This window comes from Paludisphaera soli, assembly GCF_011064595.1.
GTDB classification, from domain to species: domain Bacteria; phylum Planctomycetota; class Planctomycetia; order Isosphaerales; family Isosphaeraceae; genus Paludisphaera; species Paludisphaera soli.
Map to the genome: position 1 here is coordinate 13,575 of NZ_JAALJI010000008.1, position 21,375 is coordinate 34,949.

General features: G+C 71.9%; 17 protein-coding genes. 7 read left to right on the forward strand and 10 right to left on the reverse strand.

All coding sequences use genetic code 11. From position 1 onward, the window contains the following. Positions 1–31: 31 nt before the first annotated feature. The 5 genes from G6O68_RS12395 to G6O68_RS12415 all read right to left on the reverse strand — a co-directional run bounded on the left by G6O68_RS12395 (position 32) and on the right by G6O68_RS12415 (position 5,927). Entirely contained in the window at positions 32–3,046 is a 3,015-nt protein-coding gene (locus G6O68_RS12395; protein ID WP_165248155.1) for an FAD-binding and (Fe-S)-binding domain-containing protein, read from the reverse strand. Positions 3,047–3,146: 100 nt separating this feature from the next. Continuing rightward, positions 3,147–3,680 carry a hypothetical protein gene (locus G6O68_RS12400; protein WP_165248157.1) on the reverse strand — a complete coding sequence of 178 codons (534 nt, stop codon included), beginning with the start codon at positions 3,678–3,680 and terminating at the stop codon, positions 3,147–3,149. Between the two features lie 25 nt (positions 3,681–3,705). Continuing rightward, positions 3,706–4,464 carry a hypothetical protein gene (locus tag G6O68_RS12405; protein ID WP_165248158.1) on the reverse strand — a complete coding sequence of 253 codons (759 nt, stop codon included), beginning with the start codon at positions 4,462–4,464 and terminating at the stop codon, positions 3,706–3,708. A gap of 52 nt (positions 4,465–4,516) precedes the next feature. Beyond that, positions 4,517–5,113, reverse strand: a complete 597-nt coding sequence (gene folE / locus G6O68_RS12410) for a GTP cyclohydrolase I FolE (RefSeq protein WP_165248160.1) — start codon at positions 5,111–5,113, stop codon at positions 4,517–4,519. A gap of 133 nt (positions 5,114–5,246) precedes the next feature. Then, positions 5,247–5,927, reverse strand: coding sequence for an LON peptidase substrate-binding domain-containing protein (locus G6O68_RS12415; RefSeq protein WP_165248162.1), 681 nt, complete (start codon positions 5,925–5,927; stop codon positions 5,247–5,249). Between the two features lie 120 nt (positions 5,928–6,047). On the opposite strand from G6O68_RS12415, the gene nth reads away from it, so the two are divergent. The 4 genes from nth (at position 6,048) to queG (ending at position 10,181) form a co-directional block, all read left to right on the forward strand. Continuing rightward, positions 6,048–6,722, forward strand: a complete 675-nt coding sequence (nth, locus tag G6O68_RS12420) for an endonuclease III (RefSeq protein ID WP_165248164.1) — start codon at positions 6,048–6,050, stop codon at positions 6,720–6,722. A gap of 152 nt (positions 6,723–6,874) precedes the next feature. Continuing rightward, positions 6,875–8,020 carry an FkbM family methyltransferase gene (locus G6O68_RS12425; protein ID WP_165248166.1) on the forward strand — a complete coding sequence of 382 codons (1,146 nt, stop codon included), beginning with the start codon at positions 6,875–6,877 and terminating at the stop codon, positions 8,018–8,020. 111 nt (positions 8,021–8,131) lie between these two features. Continuing rightward, complete coding sequence (gene metF, locus G6O68_RS12430) at positions 8,132–9,049, forward strand: methylenetetrahydrofolate reductase [NAD(P)H] (protein ID WP_165248168.1); 918 nt, start codon at positions 8,132–8,134, stop codon at positions 9,047–9,049. Between the two features lie 13 nt (positions 9,050–9,062). Then, on the forward strand, positions 9,063–10,181 hold the full coding sequence (gene queG, locus G6O68_RS12435) for a tRNA epoxyqueuosine(34) reductase QueG (protein WP_165248170.1): 1,119 nt from the start codon (positions 9,063–9,065) through the stop codon (positions 10,179–10,181). 24 nt (positions 10,182–10,205) lie between these two features. On the opposite strand, the gene G6O68_RS12440 is transcribed toward queG, so the two are convergent. From G6O68_RS12440 to G6O68_RS12450, 3 genes are all read right to left on the reverse strand, one after another. Next, positions 10,206–11,198, reverse strand: coding sequence for an Ig-like domain-containing protein (locus G6O68_RS12440; protein ID WP_165248172.1), 993 nt, complete (start codon positions 11,196–11,198; stop codon positions 10,206–10,208). Between the two features lie 307 nt (positions 11,199–11,505). Continuing rightward, on the reverse strand, positions 11,506–12,873 hold the full coding sequence (locus G6O68_RS12445; RefSeq protein ID WP_165248174.1) for a glycosyltransferase family 87 protein: 1,368 nt from the start codon (positions 12,871–12,873) through the stop codon (positions 11,506–11,508). A 98-nt stretch (positions 12,874–12,971) separates the two neighbouring features. Then, the gene (locus G6O68_RS12450; protein ID WP_165248176.1) at positions 12,972–15,017 is read right to left on the reverse strand and encodes a hypothetical protein; all 2,046 of its coding nucleotides are present in this window, start codon (positions 15,015–15,017) and stop codon (positions 12,972–12,974) included. 198 nt (positions 15,018–15,215) lie between these two features. On the opposite strand from G6O68_RS12450, the gene G6O68_RS12455 reads away from it, so the two are divergent. The 3 genes from G6O68_RS12455 to G6O68_RS12465 all read left to right on the forward strand — a co-directional run bounded on the left by G6O68_RS12455 (position 15,216) and on the right by G6O68_RS12465 (position 19,541). After that, on the forward strand, positions 15,216–15,668 hold the full coding sequence (locus tag G6O68_RS12455) for a BlaI/MecI/CopY family transcriptional regulator (protein ID WP_165248178.1): 453 nt from the start codon (positions 15,216–15,218) through the stop codon (positions 15,666–15,668). Then, positions 15,665–18,457: a carboxypeptidase regulatory-like domain-containing protein gene (locus tag G6O68_RS12460; protein WP_165248180.1), complete on the forward strand. Its 2,793-nt coding sequence runs from the start codon at positions 15,665–15,667 to the stop codon at positions 18,455–18,457. The genes G6O68_RS12455 and G6O68_RS12460 overlap by 4 nt, the downstream gene beginning before the upstream one ends. A 121-nt stretch (positions 18,458–18,578) precedes the next feature. Beyond that, on the forward strand, positions 18,579–19,541 hold the full coding sequence (locus G6O68_RS12465) for a hypothetical protein (protein WP_165248182.1): 963 nt from the start codon (positions 18,579–18,581) through the stop codon (positions 19,539–19,541). A 10-nt stretch (positions 19,542–19,551) separates the two neighbouring features. Here G6O68_RS12465 and G6O68_RS12470 read toward each other — a convergent pair whose 3' ends face one another. Continuing rightward, positions 19,552–20,028, reverse strand: a complete 477-nt coding sequence (locus G6O68_RS12470) for a nuclear transport factor 2 family protein (protein ID WP_165248184.1) — start codon at positions 20,026–20,028, stop codon at positions 19,552–19,554. Between the two features lie 31 nt (positions 20,029–20,059). Next, positions 20,060–21,220 carry a TlpA family protein disulfide reductase gene (locus G6O68_RS12475; RefSeq protein ID WP_165248186.1) on the reverse strand — a complete coding sequence of 387 codons (1,161 nt, stop codon included), beginning with the start codon at positions 21,218–21,220 and terminating at the stop codon, positions 20,060–20,062. Positions 21,221–21,375: the final 155 nt, after the last annotated feature.

Here is a 21,375-nt window from a genome sequence, read left to right on the forward strand (position 1 = left end):
GGCCGGAAGCGGCGAAAGCCGGGGCCGCTCGTCACGACATCGCGTGCCGCGGCTTGGGGTCCTTGAAATGGAGCCGGAGCGAGGGGTTGAGCCCATAGGCCAGCGCCAGGAGCTTGATCGGGTGGAGCGTCCGCTTGGCGATGCCTTGCTCCATCTGGATCCGGCAGGCCCCGCACTCGGTCGCGCCGATCTCGATGTCGTCGTCAAGGAGCCGCTTGTGCAGGCCCCGCCCGGCGCGGAGGCTGGCGCGGAACTGGTGGCGACGGAGGCCGAACGTCCCCCCCATCCCCGAGCACCCCCGGTTGATGAATTCCAGGTCCAGCTCCGGGACCTTGTGCAGCAGGTCGAATCCGGGGAGGCCCACGTCGAGCGCCCGGAGGTGGCAGGGCTGGTGGTAGCCGACCCGCGCCCGCACCGGCTCGGACGGCGCGGGGAGCTGGCCGCGCGCGTCCAGCCCCTTCAGGTACTGGCCCAGGTCCATCGTGTTCTGGGCCACGAGCGTGGCGTCGAGGTCGTCGGTGAGCTTGACGTACTCCTGCCGGAGCATGAGTGCCGCGGTGGGCTCGGAGCAGACGACGGTGTAGCCGTCACGCACGGCGTCGCCGAGGATGCGGAGGTTCCGCAGGGCCAACTCGCGGGCGTGGTCGACGTCGCCGACGACCAGGGGCGCCATGCCGGAGCTGCGCTGGGAGGCGGGGACGTAGACGTTCACCTCGGCCTGCTGGAGTACGCCGACGACCGACTCGGCCAGCTCGTGGTCGTAGTAGTTGGCGTACACGTCCACGAAGTAGACGACCCGGGGGCCCGGGCGCGAGGGCCTCGGCCGGTGCAGCCCGAGCTTGGCCGCCCGGCTGGTGAACGGCGTCCGCCGCACCGGGGGCAGCACGCGCCGCCGGGACACCCCCAGCGCCCGCTCCAGGAGCCAGCGGGAGCCGCGACGCGACATCAAGAGGTTGGAGACGATCGGGAACCGGCTGGCGAGCCGGGCCCACATCTCCAGGTGGGAGAAGACCCAGTCCTGGGGAGCCAGGCCGTGGTCCTCGACGAACGCCGCTTTGGCCTCCAGGATCAGGCTCGACACGTCCACGCCCGCCGGGCACTCCGGCTGGCAGAGCTTGCAGTGGATGCAGGCCCCGGCCTTGGCCTGGAACTCCGACGAGCCCCACGAACGGGGGTCGAGCACGCCGGCCGCCGCCTGCCGCACCAGGTTGGCCTGCGCCCGGGGGGACGCCGCCTCCTCGCCGTGGGCGCGGAAGGCGGGGCACATCCGGAGGGTCGGGTCGGTCCCTCGGCAGCTCCCGCAGCCGTTGCACGACGAGGCGACCGTCGCGGGATCTTCGCCCGGCCACCGCAGCACGGGCAGGATCAAGGGCGTCGCCGCGCCGGCCGCCGGCCCGCCCTCGACGGCCGCCTCTCCGACGGCCGGGGCGACGGGGTCGGGGAACGCCTTGAGCGGCCGCGCCGCCTGCCGCGAGTTCTCGACGACCTTGCCGGGGTTGAGCAGCCGGGCCGGGTCGAACGCATCCTTCACGTCGCGGAAGACGCGGGAAAGCTCGCCGAGCTGCCGGGGGAGGAACGGCGTCCGCAGCAGGCCGCAGCCCTGCGAGGCCGCGATCGTCCCCCCCGCCTCAAGCACCACGTCGAAGAACTCCGCCGCGAGGTCCTCCAGCTTCGCGAGCCCCCCCGGATCCCCGGGGTCCAGAAACGGCCGCATCCGGATCCGACCCTCGGCCGCGAACACGTCGAGCGTCCAGGTCAGGTCGCGGCGGCGGAGGACGTCCTGGAGGCTCCGGATCGCCGGCGCGAGCCGCTCGACCGGCACAGCCACGTCCTCCAGGACCGGCGACGGCGCGGTACGCCCTCGGCCCCGCAGGAACAGCGGCTCGATCCGGCGGCGGAGGCGCACCAGGCGCTCGCAATCGGCCCGGCGGTGCACCACGGCCGGGTCGGCCGAGAGCAGGCCGGTGCGGACCGCCTTCTCGATCAGCAGCCGGGCCCGCCCCGCGACCTCGGACGGCGAGTCCCCCTCGAACTCGACGATCATGACCGACTCGACCGACTCGCCGACGTGCTCGCGGAAGAGCAGGTCGGCGTCGCGCGCCAGGCTCACGGATCGCCAGTCGTAGAGGTCGCAGGCCGACGGCGCGGTGTCGCCCCCGGTCAGGAACGGCACGCAGCCGGCCGCCTCGACCAGCCTCACGAACGGCAGGATCACGACGGCCGTCGCGGGGGCGATCGGGACCGTGCGGAGCGTAGTCCGAACGACCATCGCCAGCGTCCCCTCCGACCCGCAGAGCAGCCGAGCCAGGTCGACGCCGCGCTCGTCGGACGCCGGCACCAGCCGGTAGCCGGCGCGGTCGCGGAGCGAGACCGACGGCCCCGACGTCGTGTCCGGGGGCTCCTCGCCGCGCGACTCCCAGGCCCCTCGCCGCCGCTTGTGGATCCGGTGGAGCTTGCGCACGACCAGCGACTTGAAGTCCGCCGAGTCGTCCTCGAACGCCGGCCAGGGCTCGAAGCCCAGGTCCGCCGCCTCGCCCTGCGCCGAGACCACGCCCAGGCGCTCGACCCAGCGGCTGGTCGGCCCGTAGAGGCACGACCGCGAGCCCGAGGCGTCGACGCCGATCGCCCCGCCGAGCGTGGCGGCCTCGGACGTCGCGGGGGTCGGCTCCAGCCGCCGGCCCAGCCCGGCGAGCCGGGCGTTCACGGCGTCGAAGACCACCCCCGCCTCAGCCTCCACGCGATCCTCGTCGATCGCGATGATCCGCCGCAGGTGGCGGCCGAAGTCGACGACCAGGCCGTCCCCCAGCGAGCCCCCGCCGGGGTCGGTCGCGGCCCCTCGGGGGTGGAGCGTCAGGCCGTTCTCGGTCGCGTAGCGGGCCAGCGTCGCCACGTCCTCGGCGCTCCGAGGGGCGACCGCGCCCAGCGGGTCGATCTCGAACGGCCCGGCCCCCAGCGCGTACGCGGCCCGGTCCAGGGGCTCGAAATAGAGGTCCCCCGAGACGATCCCCCGGAGGTCGTCGTAGATGCGGGCTCGGCGTTCGTCCACGTGAAAGCTTCGATCCGGTTGCGAGTCGGGATGGGGGCCTGCCGGTCGGCGCCGGCCGGGCGTCGTCTCGACGGGGCGGGGGGTCGCCCCGTCCGTCCTGTCAGGTCGCGTCCCCGCCAGCCTCCGGCGCCGGCTTCGACTCCGGTTCGGCCGACGCGCCGCCGGCCTTCAAGGCCCTGGCGCGGAGTCGTTCCTGGCGGTAGCGTTCGCCCACGGCCAGGTCGAACGCGCCTCGGCGACCGCCGGGGTCGATCCCCGGCCCTCGGATCTGGCTCGAGCAGCGGTAGCAGACGGCGACGTCGGGGACCCAGCGGTAGAGGATCATGTCCAGGAGGAGCGACGAGCCCAGCACCAGGTAGGCCGACAACGGCCGTTCACTATACCAGAACGCCGTGCTGGCCGCGAATCCCGCCGTCACGATCGCCAGCCCCAGCGCCTGCGGAAAATCCTTGCGGATGTAAAGGTCCGCCGAGCCGCAGGCCGGACATTTCGCCAGGCCCCCCTCGGCGTCGAAGGCGTCCGGGGCCAGCTCACGCTCGCGGAGGCAGTGTCGGCAGAGAGCGCGGCCCGACGCCTCCACTGACTCGGTGTGGTCGATCATCCGGCAATGGGGACACTCGAACGTCAATTCCATCGGACCGATCGCCCCTTTCCCGACCTCAGACGATCGGCGCCCCGGCCCGCGAGAGGATCAGCGAGGCCAGTTCGCCGAGCATCACCAGGGCGGTCCCGGCGTAGAGGACCCCCGTCGCCGACTGCGTGGAACGGAGCCCGGCCGCCTTGCAGGCCAGGGCGGCCGCCGCCGCCGGCGCGATCAGCCCCATCCCCCAGCGCATCGCCGGCAGGAGCCAGGTCGGGGCGGTCGCCGAAGCACTCCCCGTCGGCGGTCCCGAAGCCAGCGCGAGCCCGGCCGCCGCCAGCGCCGCCCGCGCGGCGAGGGCCGCCGCCATCAGCAGGATCGCGCGTCGGAGAGGCCCGATCGACGTCGACGGGGCCGTCAGGTACTGGTGTCCCATCAGCATCGCCGCGACCGTCGCCCCCATCGCCGATCCGGAAGCCGCGCGGCTGGCGGCGTTGAACGCCCAGGGGCCCCCCTCCGCGAGCGCGAGGCCCGCGAGCCAGGAGCCCGAGAGGCCCGCGACGGCCGCCGTCGCCGCCGTCCCGACCCGCGACCATCCCATGCCCCATGCCACCGCCCCCATGTAGGCGACCGCCGCCGTCGCGATCATCGCCCAGGCTCCCAGTCCTCCCCGGGAAGCGTCGGAACTCCGACCCGCGAGCGTCGCGAGAACGGCCAGGCCCAGCATAACCAGGCACATCGTCCGGAAGTAAGGCGTGGGGGTCGATCGCCGGGGTGCCGCCAGGGCGGCGACCGCCAGGCCGAAGGCCAGCCTCGCCGCGAAGTCGGCCAGCATCATCGTCCACCCCGGCCGGCCCGGGTGGGCGTCGCGCGGTCGCGGTCGTCGGGGATCATCGCCGCGAGCCGAAGATGAGCGACATGACCTCGGTCCGGGTGGCCAGGTGGTCCTTGAAGCCGCCCCGCACGGCGCTGGTGACGAACGAGCTGTCCGGCTTCTGGACGCCCCGGATGGTCATGCAGCTGTGGCTGGCCTCGATCACCACGGCCACGCCCCGCGCGTCCAGCTCCTTCATCAGCAGGTCGGCGACCTCCTCGGTCAGCCTTTCCTGGAGCTGGGGACGCTTGGCCAGCACGTCGATGACCCGGGGGATCTTCGAGAGGCCGACGACCTTGCCGTTGGGGATGTAGGCGACGTGGGCCTGGCCGATCACCGGCAGCAGGTGATGCTCGCAGAAGCTGACGAACCGGATGTCCCGGATCAGCACCATCTCGTCGCACTTCTGGGTGAAAGCCTTCTGGAGGTGGACGCGGGGGTCCTGGTGGAGCCCCTGGAAGACCTCGGCGTACATCCGCGCCACGCGGTCGGGTGTGTCCTCCAGCCCTTCGCGGTCGGGGTCCTCGCCCACGGCCAGGAGGATCTCGCGGACGGCCCGGCGGATGCGTTCGAGGTCGAAGGCCTGGCTCGGGGCGGGGGACGGCTCGGGCATGAGTCGGAGCTTTCTCGGGCAGGGAGAGGAGCCGGCGGGCCGGACGCAAGCCGAACCAAATCAAGAACTTCCGCACGATCCCCGGGGTAATTTTAAGAACCGGGGCCGGGAAAATCAAGCCGACCGAAGGCCTTCAGTTGTCGCTGAACGGGGGCGGGAAGGTCCGCTCGCGGGGGAACGCCGCGGCGAGGTCGCCGATCCAGCGGTCAAGGCGACGGACGCGGACTTCGACCGAAGGCTCCGCGAGCAGGCGCTGCTTGGACTCGACGGGGAAGGGGAGGGCGTGCGCCATGACGTCCGTCAGCGCGCCGAGGGAGTCGGCGGAGTCCAGCAGCTTGAAGAACTCGGGGTCGACGTCGGCCGCCTCGCCGACGACGCTCCGGAACCGGGAGATCAGGCGCTCGCGCCCGGCCGCCTCCTCGACCTTCGACGGCGGCTCATCCTCGATCAGGGCGACGTCGGCGGTGCGATACGGGAGGTCCGGCTTGCTCGTCTCGCGGACCAGGCGGACCCGCTTGCGGCCGAGCAGGAGGATGTTGAATCGGCCGTCGGCCAGCCTCTCGTGGTGGACGATCCGCCCCAGGCAGCCGACCTCGGCGATCGGCGGATTCGGCTTCCACGAGGTGGCCGGATCGGGGAGGACCTGCACGATCGCGATCAGCCGATCGCCGTCCAGCGCGTCCTCGGCCATCCGCTTGTACCGCGGCTCGAAGATGTGCAGCGGGGCGACGACGTGCGGGAACATCACCACGCCCGGCAGCGGGAACAGCCGCGCCCGCCCCGTGAAATCCTTCAAATCCAGCTCGTCCGCCATGCGTCCTCCGCCCTCCTCGTTCGCCCCGGTCCATCTTGACAACTTTCCCGCCGAGACGCCACAGTCGACGCCGCGAGGGCGCGGGGCGACCCGCCCGAGAGGGGACCGGCCGGGGGCGACATGGCTCGCAAGAAAGACGCGACTCGGACCATCGACCCCAGGGCCCAGGCCCCGCGGGTCGTCGCGGCGCTGAAGGAGGCCTATCCCGAGGCCCTCTGCGCCCTGGTGCACGACGGCCCGTTCCAGCTCCTGGCCGCCACGATCCTCTCGGCCCAGTGCACCGACGCCCGCGTCAACATGGTCACGCCCGAGCTGTTCCGACGCTTCCCCGACGCCCGCTCGCTCGCCGCCGCCGACCGCGAGGAGGTGGAGGACGTGATCCGCTCCACCGGCTTCTTCCGAGCCAAGGCCAAGAACCTGCAGGAGATGGCGGCGAGGCTCGACGAGGACCACGGCGGCGAGGTCCCGCGCGACCTCGACGCCCTCACGGCCCTCCCCGGCGTCGGCCGCAAGACGGCCAACGTCGTCCTGGGGACGGCCTACGGCCTGGCGACCGGCGTCGTCGTCGACACCCACGTCAAACGCCTGGCCTTCCGCCTCGGCCTGACCACCCGAACCGTCCCGGAGCAGATCGAGCGGGACCTGATGGCGATCGTGCCGCGCGACCAGTGGGTCGGATTCAGCCACCGCCTGATCCACCTGGGCCGAGGCCCCTGCCAGGCGCGCAAGCCGCGCTGCAGCGCCTGCCCGATGGCCGACTTGTGCCCGCGGGCCGGGGTGACCTCGTCCGCGTGACGACCCTCGCGCGATTCCGCCTTGTCGGCCCTCGGGGACTTCTGTAGGATCCCGCCGATCCACCCGAGGCCCTTCGCGCCCCGGCCCGGCAACGTCCCAGGGAGTCCATCGGAACGATGATATCCTACGCCCAGAATCGTGAGGATGTCCTTTTGCAACGAGCCTTCCCGCGGGATTACAAGGGCTTCTACCTGGACGTCGGCGCGAACGAGCCGGTCGACTGCTCGGTGACCAAGCACTTCTCGGTCCACGGCTGGCGCGGCATCAACATCGAGCCCCAGCCCGCCCTCCATGAGAAGCTGTGCGCCGACCGTCCGGACGACGTCAACCTGAACATCGGCGTGTCGGACCGCGAGGCCACGCTCGAGTTCTTCGAATGCGCCGCGAACCCCGGCCTGTCCACGTTCTCGGCCTCCCTGGCCGATCAGCACCGGCGGGACCGGGGGATGGAGTTCGTCGCCCGGCACCTGCCGGTCAGGACGCTGACCGAGGTCTGCGAGGCCCACGTCCGCGGCCCGATCGACTTCCTGAAGATCGACGCCGAGGGCTTCGAGCGGCAGGTCGTCCTGGGACTGGATTGGGCGCGCTGGCGGCCGCGGATCGTCCTGGTGGAGGCGGCCTTTCCCGAGCGATGGGAGCCGTTGCTGCACGCCGCGAACTACCTGTCCGCGACGTTCGACGGGATCAACCTTTATTACGTCCGCGGCGAGGAACCGGAGCTGCTGGAGTTCTTCAAGGCCCCGCTCAGCGTCCTGGACGTCTTCACTCCCTACGGGGTCAAACACTCGCTGGACGCCCTCGAGGCCCGCGCCAGCGTGTGGGAGCGACGCTCGGAGCTCTGGGAGGAGCGGGCCGGGGAGGCGGGACGACGTGCCGCGATCGGGGAGCAGCAAGCGGCGCACTGGGAGCGATGGGCCGCCGGCTGGGAGCGGCGGGCCGCGGACCTGGAGCGGAGCCTCGACGAGTCGCGACGGCTGGCCTCGGAGCTGGAAGGGCGGGCCGCGGACCTGGAGCGAAACCTCGACGCCTCGGAGCGGCGGGCCGCGGACCTGGAGCGAAACCTCGACGCCTCGGAGCGGCGGGCCGCGGACCTGGAGCGGAGCCTCGCCGCCTCGGAGCGGCGGGCCGCCGCCTCGGAGCACGAACTGGCGATGGCGGGCGCCGAGCTGGCCGGATATCGCGCGTACGGCCCGAACGCCCTGCGGATCGCCCGCAAGGCCCAACGCCTGGCCGCGAGGCATCCGAAACTCTCTCGGGCCTTCAAGCGGGCGGTCGGGATCGGCCGCGCCGTCGGATGAGGCCCGTCGACGGGGTCGCGGTCTGACCTGTCGCCGGACTCGTCCGGGAGATATGCTGGGACCGGGCCCATGACCGGGAGCGGCTGCGAGCGACGAGGACCTGACGACGCCATGCATATACTCGACATCTTCGACGCGCATCCGACGACCTTCAGCTTCGAGTTCTTCCCGCCGAAGACCGATAAGGCGTCGGCCGACCTCTTCGAGAACATCGCCCGTCTCCAGGAGTTGCAGCCGTCTTTCGTCTCGGTGACCTACGGGGCCGGCGGCTCCACCCGCGAGCGCACCCACGACCTGATCGTCCGCATCCAGCAGCAGACGAACCTCACGGCGGTCTCGCACCTCACCTGCGTCTGCCACTCCGAGGCCGAGCTGGCGGCGATCCTCGACCGCTATGCCGCTTCGAACATCGAGAACATCCTGGCGCTCCGCGGCGACCCCCCACGGAACCTCGAAGGCTATCGTCGCGAAGACGACGCCTTCGAATTCGCCGAGCAGCTCGTCCGATTCATCAGGTCGCGCTCCGCCCCCGACGCGCGCGGCTTCGGGGTCGGCGTCGCCGGCTTCCCGGAAGGTCACCCCTCCACGCCCAACCGCCGGCTGGAGATGGACAACCTCAAGCGCAAGGTCGACGCCGGCGCGGAATACATCTGCACGCAGCTCTTCTTCTGCAACGACGACTTCTACGACTTCCGCGACCGCTGCGACCTGGCCGGGATCCGCGTCCCCATCCTCGCCGGGATCATGCCGATCACCTCGCGCGAGAACATGAACCGGATCTACGAGCTGGCCTTGGGCGCGCGGGTGCCGGCCAAGCTCGATCGGTCGGTGGAACGCTGCGGGGAGTCCAACGAGTCGGTGGCCAAGGTGGGCGTCCACTGGGCGACCGAGCAGTGCCGCGACCTGCTGGACAACCAGGTCCGCGGCATCCATTTCTACACCCTGAACCGCTCCGACGCGACCCGGCGGATCTACGAGAACCTGGGCGTGAAGGACTCCGCGGCCCTCGCCGGCCGCAAGCCCGCCTGAGCCGAGGGCGGCCATGGACCCCGACCTCACGCGACGGCTCAAGCGGCAGGCGCGGGCCCTGGGCTTCGACCGCGTGGGGATCGCCCCGGCGGCCCGGCCGCCGGACTACGACCGCTTCCGCGAATGGCTCGACGACGGCCGCGAGGCCGGCATGGGCTACCTCCGCGAGCACGCCGAGGCCCGCGCTCACCCCGACTCGATCCTCGAAGGGGTCCGCTCGGTCGTCATGGTCAGCCTCGTCTACGGCGCGGGGCCGTCCGCCGCGCCCCGGCCGGCCGTGGGCAAGGTCGCCCGCTACGCCCGCGGCGAGGATTACCACCATGCCGTCCGGGGCCGGCTCGAATACCTGATCGAATGGCTGAAGGCCGAGGCGCCCGGCGTCTCGGCGCGCGCGGTGGTCGACACGGCGCCCCTGCTGGAGCGCGACTTCGCCCGCCTCGCCGGGCTGGGCTGGATCGGCAAGAACACCCTGCTGATCGACCGGAAGCTCGGCAGCTTCACGGTCCTGGGGGCCCTGCTGGTCGACGTCGACCTGGAGCCGGACGAGCCCCACGCGACGTCGCACTGCGGCACCTGCACGCGATGCCTCGACGCCTGCCCGACCGACGCCTTCGACGGCCCCAATCGGCTCGACGCCGGGAAGTGCATCAGCTACTGGAACATCGAGCACATCGGGCCGACCCCCGACGGGCCGGCCGCCGACCTCCACGGCTGGGCGTTCGGCTGCGACGTCTGCCAGGACGTCTGCCCTTGGAACCGCAAGGCGCCGCCGGGCCGCGCGCCCGAACTGGCCCCCCGCGACGACTGGAGCGCGCCCGACCTGATCGAATGGCTGGGACGCTCCAAGGGGGACTGGAAGCGGGCCCTCAGGAGGACGGCGATGCGAAGGACTCGCCGCGAGGGGCTCCTGCGGAACGCGGCGCTCCTGCTGGGCGCCGAGCGTCGCGTCGAGGCCGTCCCCGCGCTGGCCGCGAGGCTGGCCGACCGCCGCGAGGACCCGACCGTCCGGGCCGCCGCCGCCTGGGCCCTGCGGCGGATCGACGCGCCTGAGGCGAGGACCGCGCTCGACGCCGCCCGCGACGACGAAGACCCGGCCGTCCGCGAGGCCGTCGCGGGGGCCGGGTCCGGGTGAGTCGTCATCGCCGGGGCGCGAAGGTCAGGTGGACTTCACGGTCGGGATGGTGTTCGTCAGCGTGGGGGGGTTGTTGCTGTAGGTCACGGCGGCGATCGAGCCGGAGATGACCTGGCCGAAGGCGTCGGCGGCCGTCACCTTGAAGGAGTTGGAGCCGTCGCCGAGCTGGACGTCGATCGTGTAGTTGCCGTCGGCGCCCACGGTCGTCGTCCCGCCCGGCGACTTGCCCGCGGCCTCGACGAAGGTGATCTGTGAGTTCGGCGAGGCCGTCCCCTTGAACTTCACCACCCGCTGGTTGGTGATCCGGTCGGAGATGCCCGAGTCGCTGGCCGGGTCCAGGTTCACGCTGGTGACCGGGCTGATGATGGTCTTGGCGCCGACGTTCTGGCCGGCCATGCGGAGGTCGCGCATGTCGATCTTGCCGTCGCGGTTGGCGTCGGCGTCGAACTCGTAGCCATCGTCGGTCGAGGACCTGCCGAACAGCGTCGCGATCTTCTGCACGTCGTCCCGGCTGACCAACCCGTCGCCGTCGGCGTCGCCGGGGAGGTAGAAGCCCAGCAGGTACGCCCCGTTCGCCGAGGTCATGCCCCGGACGTCGACCTTGTAGGAGACGGGCGCCTGGCCCTCCTTCGGGGTCGTCAGCGTCGCCGTCACGGCCGAGCTGCGCGGGCTCAGCAGGCCCTGCGACTTGACGATCGTCTGCGAGTACATGGACCGTTGGAAGCCCAGGTTGCGGCCGGTGGCGGACCGCACGGCGGTGACCTCCGGCTTGACCGACGAGCCCGGATCGGCCGCCACGTCGATCCCCACCACGATGCGCCCCCGCGCCCCGGGGGTGAAGTGGGTCGTGTCCAGTCGCACCTCGGAGCTGGAGGTCTGGCCCGCCTCGGCGATCACGCCGGGGACGATGGCGAACGTGCTCCCCATCCCGGCGCTGAGCACCCGGCGCTCCTCGAGCGCGTCGACGGCCAACGCGGGCTTGCGACGGTTCCGCTGCTGTTCACGAGACTCGTTCATTCGGAGGCCCTCCTGAGCCGACTGCCGACGGACGATCGAGGCGCCGGTCGGTCGAGATCGCTTCCCATTCGGTCGGACGTGCGACGGGCCGTCGCTCCCCGAGGTCTCGCCCCGAGGCGCACGGCACGGCCGCGATAGGATCCTTAGATCGACCGCCCCACGTCGGAACTCCAGCCGAAACCGAAAAACCCCGGAAACCCGCACGGCCGTCGCAACCCGAAAGACAAACGCAAACCGCCGGCCCGCCCCCCCTCGGGGACGGCCGGCGGTTCGTGGATGGGGGGCCGCGAGGCGAGACCGGGGCCGGTCACTTGGCGGCGAGATTCCTCCGCGACAGGCCGAGCTTGGGGGCCGTCAGGGCCGAGGCCGCGGCGGCGGGGACCGTCGCCTCCAGGCCGTCCGCCGCGTCGTCGGCCCGGAGCCGCCAGGCGACCGCGACGAAGAGGACGAAGGCCGCCCACATGAACATCCCGTATCCCTGCGCGATCTCGTGCCCCTTGCCGTGGGCGAACAGCCCGCCGAACTCGCTCGACGTGCTGGCCATCAGCAGGAAAGACGCCGTGAGTGCCGCGAAAATCCCCCACCTCGACCGCGGCGGGGTCCGCGACGAGTACAGCTCGGCCATGAGGAAGGTGTAGGGGAAGACCATGGTCACGAAGTGGTGCTTCCAGCTCCGTTCCGAGAGGAAGAGCATGGTGAGCACCACCAGGGAAATCTCGCCCAGGTACCTGGGGCTCGTCCGGTCGGCGTCCTTGGTCCGGCAGAAGAAGGCTAGGAGCCCGATGAACCCGAAGCTCACCGCCTTGACCAGCCCGCCGACGACGTCCGGCGGCAGCGCCGCCAGGTTGAGGTCGTGCTGGACGTCGTAGCGGTCCGTCCCCGGCTCGATCTCGGTCAACAACCGCGTCATGACGCCCACCATCGACTGGTTCGCCTCCTGCGGGCTGGCGCTCCCCTCGACGAGGAACGGCGTGACCATCCGCTGGCACCAGGTCGACAGGCAGAGGGCGTTGAACCGCGGCCCGATGACCGCGCTCGGCACGATCAGCAGGAACAGCAGCAGGCCCGTGAACGTCCAGCCCACCGTCCGCCACGACCGCTTGTAGGCGAAGTACGGCAGGAACAGCGCGGGGGTGACCTTGAACGCGATCGCCAGGCCCAGCAGGAGGCCCGCCGATCGGTCGTACCCCTTCCGCCAGGCGTGGAACATCGCCGCGAGGAAGAACAGGATCAGCAGGTTGATGTTGCCGTGGTGCAGGTCCCCAAGGATCGGCCGGAGGGCCAGGAGCAGCACCGCCGTCTGGAAGAACGGCGGGATCGGCTTGCCCCGGACCCGGATCGCGTCGAAGCAGATCAGCAGCGTCATCGACGTGAGCCCGGCCTTGATGAGGAACCAGCCCATCGCCGCGGCGACCGGCGGCAGGGTCATCAGCGGGTAGAGCGTGATCGGCATGATCGGCGGGTTGGGGAAGTACATCTTGTCGTAGATGTTCGTCCCGTCCCAGAACTTGAGCACCTGGGGCTGCCACCGCACGAAGGCGCTGCGCGAGTCGGCCGCCTTCGGGTAGTAGAACGCCGCCGCTATCACCACGACGGTCGCCCAGACGCCCCAGAAGACGGGCTGCGTGAAGCGTCCCACGACGCGGCTCTTGACTCCGGTGTCGATCTCAGGCACAGCGTACTCCCTCCCTGGAGAAAGCCGCGCGGAACGAATCAGCAGGGAACGCGTGCTTCGTCGCGGACTGTGTGAGAGCCTTCTCGCCGGCGCGGCGTCTAGGGCGTTCGGACCGGCGGCGCCATCTCCAGCGTCACCTCCGAGACCCCCGCGGCGGGCCGGACCCGGATGAACGGGACCGGGTCCTCCTCCGCGGATTCCGCGTCGACCGGCGCGGCCGGCTGGGCCTGCAAGCTCGGGACGGAGTGATACCGCAACACGACGGAACCGTCAAGATCGGGCGTCATCCCCCGGACCACCAGCCTCCCCGGCGTCGCCTCGACCGTCGCCGCCCCCCGGATCGCGTCGCCGCCGAATCCCTCGATCCGCGCGAACAGCAGCGTCCCGTCGTCGTCCAGGATCGTCGCCAGGTTCGGGTTGTCGCGGCAGAACCGCCGGGCGTGGGGGGTCCAGCAGAGGATGTAGCTCGGCCGATACACCCGCGCATAGCGCTCGAAGAAGGCCCGATCCCAGCCCTGGCGGCCGAACAGCCGGTCGCCGCCGAACTGGGTGAAGTTCGTTTGCAACGCCGCCCGCAGGTAGGGCCCGCCGAGCAGCTCGGCCCCGGTCTTCCACGGCAGGAGCCCGCTGAACCGCCCGCCGCCGAACGGGTCGGGTGCCCCCGGCACGTCCTCGCCCCCTTCCTCATAGAGCACCCGATCGCCGGGCTTCACGTTCTCCTGGAACCGCTTGAGGATCCAGAAGAACCGCGGCGGCGGCTGGGCCGACAGGAACGTCGGCTCGGCCAGCACCCGCGACCGGACCGAGGCGACGGTCGGCGTCCCGAGGATCCGCACGCCGATCAGGACCGCCGCGAGCAAGGCCCAGCGGTCCAGCCGGACGGCCTCCGGGCCCGAAGCCCCCGGCGCGGGGTGAAGCCTCGCCAGCGCCGCCGCGCCCGCCGCGCCCGACGCCAACGCCAGGGCCGAATACAGGGCGAACGTGTGCCGCCCCGGCTGGAGGAAATCGAGCGCACGGACGTCCGCCGCCGTGTAGGCCCAGAACCAGCCGGCCGCCGCCACCCCCGCCAACGCCAGGCCGCGCCCCAGCCCGCGAGTCGCCAGAACCAGCAGCCCTGGCAGCCCCAGTCCGATCAGGATCAGCTCCGCCGGAGCCTCGCTCGTGAAAAGCTGGACGATCCGCGCCAGCGAGCCCTCCGGGTGGACGAACGCGAACCCGCTCTCTCCCTTGGTGGCCGACAGCCACAGGGCCGGCGCCCACCAGAAGGCGTTCGTCGCCAGCACGACGACCGGGACCGCCCACACGCCCAGGTGTCGAGCGATCGGCAAGCCCGCGCCTCGCCGTCGCCTCGCGATCCAGACCCCGAGGTACGCAAGGGCCCCCGCCGGGGCCACGAGCATCCCCGCGGTCAGGTGCATCAGGAAGGCCAGCGAGCAGAGCAGGGCGGCGGCCAGCCATCGGCCGAAGCCCCCGACGTCGACGAACCGCCCGAACGTCCCCGCCGCGATCAGGCAGGTCGGCGCCGCCACGAAATACGGCAGCATGCCGAAGCCGACGTAGTTGATCGGCCAGTCCGTCCAGACATACCCCAGGAACAGTAGCACGGCCGTCGCGACCGCCCCCCGCCCCATCCCCTGGACCCACCCCGCGCAGGCGACCAGCCAGGGGGCCGCAGCCGCCGCCAGCAGCAGGTAGAGCTTGAACGTCCGCTCCGGCCGCTCCCCGCCGAACAGCCAGACGGCCAACTCGGGCAGAGTCGACGACGCCGGGAAGACCACGCTCTTGGGGTAGCCCGCCATGAACGACGGGTCGTACCCGGCCGTCGTCCCCGACTGCGACAGGAACTCCCGCGTCACCAGGGCGCTGTGGAAGTAGAGCGGATGGTCATCCCGCCAGGGCACCCACGGGCCGTTCACGCCCTCCCAGCCCCCGAGCCCCGTCCAGATCGCCCAGCCGTGTGCCAGGCACGCCGCGACCAGCACCGCCGACGCGGCTGGCCGAGTCCAGCGCGACCGCTTCGGGGCGGCCGGCGACGGGGCCGGCACCTCGGGCGGGACCTCGCCACGCGTCCCGACGTGCGGGGTCGCCCGCGGCTCCGGCTCGTCCGCGAACGGGATGGGATCGTCGTCGATCTCGTCGATCATCGAGGGGCTCGGGAAGGTCGGGAAGCTCCGCGGCCGGGCCTCCACGACCCCCGCGCGCGTCGACCGGATCATAGCACCGACGCCCCCCGTCATGCAAAGTCGCGGGGACGCCGCTTGACTCCCTCCGACGAACTACTCAATAATCCGTACGCTTCACAAGGTAGTCAACCATTCGTCCGAGGGGATGGGGAGGCCGCAATGGCGGGGCGGAAGGTCCTGGCGATGACGGAGCGGCAGTTCGCCGTGCTCCGGGTGTTGTGGGAGCACGGGCCCTTGACGGTGAGGGGGCTGATGGAGCACCTCCCGCGCGGCGACCGTCAGCCGTACACGACGGTCCTGGGGATGCTCCAGCAGATGGAGAAGGCCGGCCTCGTGGGCCACGAGAAGGAGGGCCAGGCGCACGTCTACCGCCCGGCCGTCTCCAGCCGCGAGGCCACCGGCAGCCTGCTCTCGGACTTCCTCGCCCGGTTCTTCCACGGCTCGGCCGAGAAGCTGATCCTCGGCCTGGTCGACGCCGAGCAGCTCGCCCCGGACGACCTCCGCGCCATCGAGGCGAAGCTGGCCGAGGCGGAGCAGGGGGGGCGGGAGGCCGATCCCGACGAACTCAATCCCCCGGTCAAGGAGGCGAAGCGGAAAAGGAGGAAGTCATGAGCGACGACCGATCGATCCTCTTGCTGCTGTGGCTGGCCGACGTCTCCGTGCGCTGGGGCGTCCTGATCGGCCTCCTCGCGATCGCCTTCGCCATTCGGCCGCCCCGAAGCGCGGCGACCCGTCACGCCCTCTGCGCGGTCGTCCTGGCCGCCGGCCCCGCGCTGGCCGTCGTGCCCCGCTGGGGCGAGGCCGTCGTCCCCTGGCACTGGGCGGCCTCGGCGACGGTCCCCGACCCCGAGCCGATCCGGTCGGCCGCCCCGGCGTTCGCGCCGCCGCGCGTCGAGCCGGAGAGGTTCCAGCCTGCGATCCTTCCCTCGCCCCGCCTGGACCCTGCGCCAACGCCAGCGGCCACACCCCAGCCGTTCGATCGAGCCGGCTTCCTCGCGAGGTCCCTCGTCGGCGTCTGGCTGGCGGGCACGCTCGCGATGCTCGCGCGGCTGGCGCTCGGGGCCTGGACGCTCGCGCGGTGGAAGCAGTCGGCGACCGACCTCACAGGCGACGACCTGGCGATGCTCGCGGCCTGCGTCGCCGACGCGCCCGGCCGTCGAGGCGTCCGCATGGCGAGGCACCCCGCCGTGGCCTCGCCGGTGGTGATCGGCGGGCTGCGGCCGACCATCCTGGTCCCGGTCGACTGGGACGCCTGGCCGCCGGCCCAACGCCGGGCGGGGCTCCGGCACGAGCTGGCGCACGTCCGTCGCGGCGACGACGCGTCCAAGCTCGCGGAGGAGCTGATCCGTTGCCCGTTCTGGTTCCACCCCCTGGTCGCCTGGCTGCTGGGGCGGATCGATCGCGAGCGCGAGCTGCTCTGCGACGAGGCCGCCGTGGCCCTGGGCGACGACCCGAAGGGCCTCGCGCGGCTGCTGCTGGAACTGAGCCGACGCCCCGGCCCGCCCCGCCGCGTCCCGTCCGCCTCGCTCCCCTTCTTCCCGGGCCGCCTCGCGACGGCGGTCCGCATCGAGCGTCTCCTGGAGGATGACATGAGCCGCACGCTGTCCCGCCCCTCGTTCGCCCGCACCTGGATCCTCGGCCCCCTGGCCCTGGCCGCCGCCCTCGGCCTCGGCGGCCTCCGCGTCCGCACCGCCACCGCGCAGGACCAACCCCGGCCCGAACCCGCCGCGCCCGTGGCGGGAACTTCCTCGAATGCACTCCGGGGCCTCGTCGTCGACCCTGACGGCAAGCCCCTTGTCGGGGCCGCGGTGACGATCGAGGACGCTCGCTCCGACGCGGCAGCGAAACCGATGCGGTGGTCGCTGCACACGGACGAGAGCGGTCGATTCGCCTGGGTCGCCCCCGAAGGGATGGGCCGGATCCTCGTGTTCGTTTCCATGCCGGGGCTCGCCCCCCGCTCCATGCCGCTCGACATCTCCTGGGTCGTCGCTCGGGGCCGCGAAATCCGGATCGCGCTGAGAAAGCTCGGCACGCTCGGCGGCATCCTCGTCGATGCGGCGGGAAACCCGCTGGAGGGCGCGCGGGTGCGGGCGATGCTGCGATCATCCCGCGATCCGGAGCAGGGCGCGGCCGATCGGGCCTCGGCCGGCGTCTACGCAATGAATAAATTCACCATATCGATTTTGATCGATCCGTCATCAGGACTCGGGGCTTCCAGGGAGGCGACGACGGCCGCCGACGGCTCGTTCACGCTCCCCGGCGACATCCCCTCTGCCATCTATGACGCGAGCCTGGAAGTCCGCGGCGCCGACGGGACAGCGTTGTCGATCCGCCGAAGTGCGCCACTCCCGCCCGCAGGTTCGCCCCCCACCACGCAGATCGTCGCGAACGGCCTCCAAACCCTCACCCCCGGCGAACGGCCAAGGCTGACGGTCGTGCCGTCGGCCCGCATCGAGGGGCGGGTGATCTCCGAGGTCCCCGGGCTCGACCTCGCAACCCTGTCCGTCCGCGTCTCTCGCAGCCTCCTCCGGCCGTCGGCCGAGACCCGGCCCGATCGCGAGGGCCGCTTCGTCCTCGACGGCCTCGACGAGTCGCCGATCGACCTGGTGCTCGCCGGGCCGGGCGTCCATGCGTCGTGGACTTTCCGACCGGCGAGGGTCGACTCGCCGGCGCCGGGCGCGACGCTCCCGGTCGACATCCGCGTGGTCCGCGGGGTCGAGGTCCGGGGCCGGGTCGTCGCACGCGGATCCGGGAGCCCGGGCGAGGGGGTGGAGGTTGAGGTCTGGTCGCCGTCCGTCCCCGACGCAGAAGCACTCCGGACGGTGATCGGCGAGGACGGCCGCTACGCCCTGCGACTGCCTGCCGGCGAGACGATCCTCGTCGTCTCTCACCCCGGGGAACGGTTCGTCGCCTTGCGGGCCGACGGCCGGAATCCCCTCTCCCGCCCGGCCGGCCCCTTCGTCCAGTTCGCCCCCACGGCGTCGGCCGTGAAGTTTACGGTCCCAGAGGGGGCGCAGGCCTTCGAAGCTCCTCCGATCGAGGTCGCTCACGCCGTGACGCTCCACGGCCGGCTCCTCGCCGGGGACGGGAAGCCGATCGCCGGGGCGCATGTCAGCCCGATGAGCGACCGTCCGTTCCGGAGCATGCAAGGCCCGCCCCCGAGCGACGACCGAGGTTACTTCCGGTTCCGTCCGGGGCCCGGCACGGTCGAGGTCGGCCAGGAAGTCCACCTGGGCATCCTCCGCCCCGGCGTCGCGCCTCGGAACGTCCGGGTCACGCCCGACGACGAGGGGTTCGTCGAGGTCGTCGTCCCCGATGAGGCTCCCGCGGCGTCGGAGGGGATGAAGGGTGAGTTGAACGAATTCATCGTAGAGCCCGTCGTCACCCCCGCGGGTCGTTGAGCCGACTCGTCGCGAAACCCCGGCGTTGTCGGTCACATCGAGCCCGGTCGTGGCGTCTCCTATGCTGGATCGAGGCTCCACGCGGCGACGACGGCCGATGGTCCGGCCGGGGAGGTTCGGCATGGGATCCGGGGCGGCAGGGCGGGGCGGCGGCGTGAACCCGAGGGGCCGGATGGGGGTTGTCGCCCTCGGGCGGCTGGTGGCCGGGCCAGCCTTCAACAACCCGAACTTCCTCTTCCGCCTGGCTCGCGAGGACGCCCTCGCGTACTTCCTGGGCCGGCGGGCGGGGGAGACGATCGCGAAGTTCCAGTACGCCCTGGCCCAGGCGTTCGTGCTTGGCGAGCGGCAGCCGCTGCTGAGCGTCGAGGGGGCGTTGCTCCAGCACGGCAAGGGGCATTCGTCCGCGCGGATGGAGGACGGCAAGCGATACCTTTCGGGGACCGAGGCCGCCCATTTCGGCGTCGGCACGATCACCCAGCGCGGCGAGGCGTACAGCGTCCGGTCGACGCGGCGGATGCTCCTGGCGGCCCGGTCGGCGGGCGTGGCCGGGGGCGACTTCCCCACCCGGATCGGGGCGGGGGCCGACCTGGCGACGATGGGACTGGTCCACGACGCGGCCACCTACTACGCCCCCGCCATGATCAATCGGGCCGAGGGGCTGCTGGAAGGCCCCAAGCAAAGCCTCCTGCGCGGCGCCTTGCCAGTTGTCGTCGCCGCCGACCCTTCCGGGCTGGAGTCGCAGATCATCACGATCAGCTTCCAGGCCCTGGAGGTCCTCACGGGCGGCGCGGGGGGGATCGGCCCGATCCAGGAGCGGCTCCGGGCCATCCGGGGGGGCTTCGGCAAGGAAATCTTCCAGGACCCTCGCGATCCCGATCCCGGCAATCGCCTGTTCGGCCTCCGCGAAGCAACCTTCCTCGAAGCGACTTTGGCCGCCTATCAAGACCCGGGCGGTGCGTTCGCCCGCGAGCTGGAGGGGGTCGCCCGGCGTATCCCGGAGCAGGCCCACGACATGGCCCAGCTCGCGGTCCAGGCCCGGGAGGAGTTGGCGGCGATCGCGTCCGGGTCGGCGATCCTGATCTGACCGACGGGGCTCAGGCCTCGACGGTCGGGTCCAGGTCCTCGACGAACTGGTCGACGCGGCGGATCTTGCCGTCGCCGATCGTGAAGTGCTGGGCGCAAAGGACGGCGTAGGCCGCGCCGGTGTCGCGGAACCGCCCGCGCTCGTGGAAGACCACGTCCACGCGGTCCTCCTTGGCCTCGATCGAGCGGATCTCCGGGGCCTGATCTTCGAGCATGCCGAAGTTGCGTCGCATGGCCTCGGCCACCTCGGCGCGGCCCCGCCAGCGGCCGAGGAAGGGGAGGGCGGCCGGGCCGGCGATCTCCAGCTCGACCTCGTCGTGCATCGCCCGGGCGGCGGCGTCGAAATCGCCCCGGGCGACGGCCCCGAAGACCTCCCGGAGCAGCGCCACGTTCCGCGAGGCGGCCTCCTCGCGGGTCGCGTCCGCCTTCCCGGCCCGGAACGCGGGGTCGATGTCGCCGACGAACTGATCGAGGTGGTTCTGCGCCATGAGATCGATCTCCGGGTTCGGGTTCCTGGGCTCAACGCGGGGCGGGAGGGGCCTTCATCTCCGCGAGCAGGGCGTCGACGGCCCGATCGAGTTCTTCCCCCCGGACGTCGATGTGACGGATGACGCCGGCCGGGTCGAGCACGTAGACGGTGGGCCAATGCCGGACGTCGTAGGAGGTCTGGATCGCGCCGCGGACCCCGCCGTCCCACCACGACGGCCACGACATCCGCTTCTCGACGGTCGCCTTGCGGGCCTTCTCCCGATCCTTGGGCGAGTCCGAATTGACGCCGAGGAGGGCGAAGGGCTCGCCCTTCAGGCGGGAGACCAGCTCGCGCTCGTGCGGGACCATCGCCATGCAGGGCCCGCACCAGGTGGCCCAGAAACAGACGACGACCACCTTGCCGCGATGGTCCGAAAGCTTCAGCGGCCGCCCCTCCAGGTCCTCGCCGACGATCTCGGGGGCGACCTTGCCCACCTTCAGATTCGCCAGGTTCTCGAACCGCGCCAGCTCCCCCTTCGCGCGATCGGCCAGGAGGAAGTCCCCCTCGACCGAGCGGACGTCGGCGAACTCGTCGACGACCTGCCGGAACCGCCGTTGAGCCTGCTCGATCCCCTCTCCCGAAGCGGCCTCGGCCGTGTCGCCCCCGCCGGCGCGCTGCTCGGCCGCGTAACGGTGGCCGCAGGCCAGGGCGTAGGTCGCCTGGCCGCGGACGACCCGGTCGGGATGGCGATCGGCGACGTCCCGGATCAGGCCGATCGATTCCGGCCGCGAGGCGAGCGAGGCGCAGAGCTTCCCGATGCGGGGATCGTCCAGGAAGCGGGCTCGGACGATCGCCTCGTCTTGCGGCTGGAGGAAGCTCCGCATGGGGCCGGTGAGAAGGATCAGACCGTCGAGCGCGGCGGGGTCCTCGGGGTGCGTCCGGACGAGGGCCCGGACCTCGTCCGCCATCGCGAACCATTCGCGCTGGAAGTCCGCGTTCTCGTCGGTGATCTTCTTCTGGCGTGCGTCGCCTTCCAGCTTGTTGGCGGCGGTCAGCTCGTCGTAGAAGGCCTTCTCGCGGGCCTCGAAGCGTCGCCCGAGTGCGGCGATCCGAGGGCCGGGGGCGTCGGCCTCGGGGTCCTGGTCGTCGCCCGGCGCGACGAGTAGGCCCAAGGCGACGGCCATGCGGAGCAGGGGGGCGAGGGGCGTCATGGCGCGGGCTCCCGTGCGAAGGACGAGGAGGCGAGACGCGGACGGGGAGGCGGATCGGGTCAGTTCGGACGTGTCGGCGGAGGTCGAGTGCGGCCCGCAGGATTCGAACCTGCAACCAAGGGATTCAAGGGCCCCCGCGTTTCCACGGGGCTTGG

What these genes read in the sequence shown, in the direction of transcription:
- G6O68_RS12415 (WP_165248162.1), bottom strand. Translation starts at nt 5,927, where the DNA reads ATGGCGGACGAGCTGGATTTGAAGGATTTCACGGGGCGGGCGCGGCTG.
- G6O68_RS12440 (WP_165248172.1), bottom strand. Translation starts at nt 11,198, where the DNA reads ATGAACGAGTCTCGTGAACAGCAGCGGAACCGTCGCAAGCCCGCGTTG.
- nth (WP_165248164.1), top strand. Translation starts at nt 6,048, where the DNA reads ATGGCTCGCAAGAAAGACGCGACTCGGACCATCGACCCCAGGGCCCAG.
- G6O68_RS12470 (WP_165248184.1), bottom strand. Translation starts at nt 20,028, where the DNA reads ATGGCGCAGAACCACCTCGATCAGTTCGTCGGCGACATCGACCCCGCG.
- G6O68_RS12460 (WP_165248180.1), top strand. Translation starts at nt 15,665, where the DNA reads ATGAGCGACGACCGATCGATCCTCTTGCTGCTGTGGCTGGCCGACGTC.
- G6O68_RS12455 (WP_165248178.1), top strand. Translation starts at nt 15,216, where the DNA reads ATGGCGGGGCGGAAGGTCCTGGCGATGACGGAGCGGCAGTTCGCCGTG.
- G6O68_RS12465 (WP_165248182.1), top strand. Translation starts at nt 18,579, where the DNA reads ATGGGATCCGGGGCGGCAGGGCGGGGCGGCGGCGTGAACCCGAGGGGC.
- G6O68_RS12405 (WP_165248158.1), bottom strand. Translation starts at nt 4,464, where the DNA reads ATGATGCTGGCCGACTTCGCGGCGAGGCTGGCCTTCGGCCTGGCGGTC.
- queG (WP_165248170.1), top strand. Translation starts at nt 9,063, where the DNA reads ATGGACCCCGACCTCACGCGACGGCTCAAGCGGCAGGCGCGGGCCCTG.
- G6O68_RS12400 (WP_165248157.1), bottom strand. Translation starts at nt 3,680, where the DNA reads ATGGAATTGACGTTCGAGTGTCCCCATTGCCGGATGATCGACCACACC.
- folE (WP_165248160.1), bottom strand. Translation starts at nt 5,113, where the DNA reads ATGCCCGAGCCGTCCCCCGCCCCGAGCCAGGCCTTCGACCTCGAACGC.
- G6O68_RS12475 (WP_165248186.1), bottom strand. Translation starts at nt 21,220, where the DNA reads ATGACGCCCCTCGCCCCCCTGCTCCGCATGGCCGTCGCCTTGGGCCTA.
- G6O68_RS12450 (WP_165248176.1), bottom strand. Translation starts at nt 15,017, where the DNA reads ATGATCGACGAGATCGACGACGATCCCATCCCGTTCGCGGACGAGCCG.
- metF (WP_165248168.1), top strand. Translation starts at nt 8,132, where the DNA reads ATGCATATACTCGACATCTTCGACGCGCATCCGACGACCTTCAGCTTC.